Source organism: Streptomyces sp. rh34 (assembly GCF_002551245.1).
Classification (GTDB): Bacteria; Actinomycetota; Actinomycetes; order Streptomycetales; family Streptomycetaceae; genus Streptomyces.
The window spans coordinates 1-1,382 of record NZ_NTGZ01000525.1; the positions used below are offsets into that span (position 1 = coordinate 1).

The 1,382-nt window shown below is 75.2% G+C and carries 1 protein-coding gene; it reads left to right on the forward strand.

Features of this window, described 5'->3' with window-relative positions; translation table 11 throughout:
* The first annotated feature begins 509 nt into the window (after positions 1-509).
* Positions 510-1,043 (forward strand): DUF5709 domain-containing protein, encoded by a 534-nt coding sequence (locus CR470_RS37925; RefSeq protein ID WP_097872287.1) that lies wholly within the window; start codon positions 510-512, stop codon positions 1,041-1,043.
* Positions 1,044-1,382: the final 339 nt, after the last annotated feature.

Sequence of the window (1,382 nt, forward strand, 5' to 3'; positions counted from 1 at the left end):
AGATGTGTATAAGAGACAGTCCGCGGGCGCCGGGGGCACAGCCGCGCGGGTCGCGGCCGGGGGCAGCGCGGAGGCGGCCCGGTGCGGGCATGTCCTCGGTTCGGCGCTGCGTCCCATGGACCGAGTGTACGTGCGGTGGGAAGGGCAGCGGTCCGCCGCCGGGCCGCCCCGACCGGGGCGAACGCCCGGAACGGAGTCCCGGGCGGGGCCGGACCGAAATCGGGCTGACAGCGGGTGCCCCGGAGCGGAGGCCGGGCGTCAGGGTGCGCCGTCGGCCGGCCGGACGGTGCTGAGGATCTCCGGCACGGTCGGTTCCGGAACCTTGTCGTCGACTCCGCGGACGCCGACGCACCGCTTCTCGAACAGGCCGCGACCTGCGTACGGACCGGTCCGGGACGCCCGCCCCGGACACCGAAATCCGATCTTCCCTTTGCGGCGGGAGCGGGACCGGAGTGGAATTGCGTACAGGGGACAGTGGTATTCGGTACTCCCGGAGGAAAGGACGCGCCATGAGCGACACCGACTGGGGGGACGACGTCTACCAGCCCCAGGAACCCGAGGCTTCCGACCCCGGCGAACAGCTCGACGCCGGGGACACGCTCATGGATCCGTCCGGCACCGGCGACCCGCTGGACGAGGGCTACGCACCGCCGGACCGCCCCTGGGCGGTCGACGGCCTCGGCACCACGGCCAACGAGCGGCACACCGGCGAGTCCCTCGAAGCCCGGCTGACCAGGGAAGTGCCCGAGCCGGACGGTTCCGCCGGCGACGGCGTGGGCGATCTGGTGGGCGGCGACGGCGAGCCGTGGGACGACGAGGTCGGTGTCGCCCGCGCCGGACGGCTGACCCAGCAGGCGGACGGCAGTGTCCCGGCCACCCTCACCGCCAGCGATGTGGGCATCGACGGGGCGGCGGCGTCGGCCGAGGAGGCCGCGATGCACGTGATTCCCGAGCCGGGGGACGACAACGCGCTCCTGGAGGCCGACCCGGCTCCCGGAACCGGTGCGGCCACCGGTGGCACCGCCGCCTCGCCCTCGCCCTGAGCGGGCGGTCGGCGAGCGCCTGCCCCTGAGCGCGTCCGTCCCCGGGCCCGTACTCCCCCGGCCGAAGCCCACCTCGCACCGCCGAACGCATCACGCGGCACCGAACGCACCCGACGCACCCGACGCACCGCCGTACTCGGATTGCCAGGAGCACACAGATGGTGCGGGACCGGGCGGAGCAGTAGGGCGCCGGGCGCCGGACCGTGCGGATCGCGCTCGACCTCGGGCCTCGGTGCCGGGCATCGCCGAGGCGGTCTTCGGCCGGGCACGGTGCGGGCACGCCGGCCTGCGGGAGGCGGCCCGCGGCCTTCGCGAGGCGCCCGCCCCTACGCTCCTGTC

Bases quoted from the DNA above. Each gene is read 5' to 3' on its own strand.
- CR470_RS37925 (WP_097872287.1), top strand. From the start codon at position 510: ATGAGCGACACCGACTGGGGGGACGACGTCTACCAGCCCCAGGAACCC.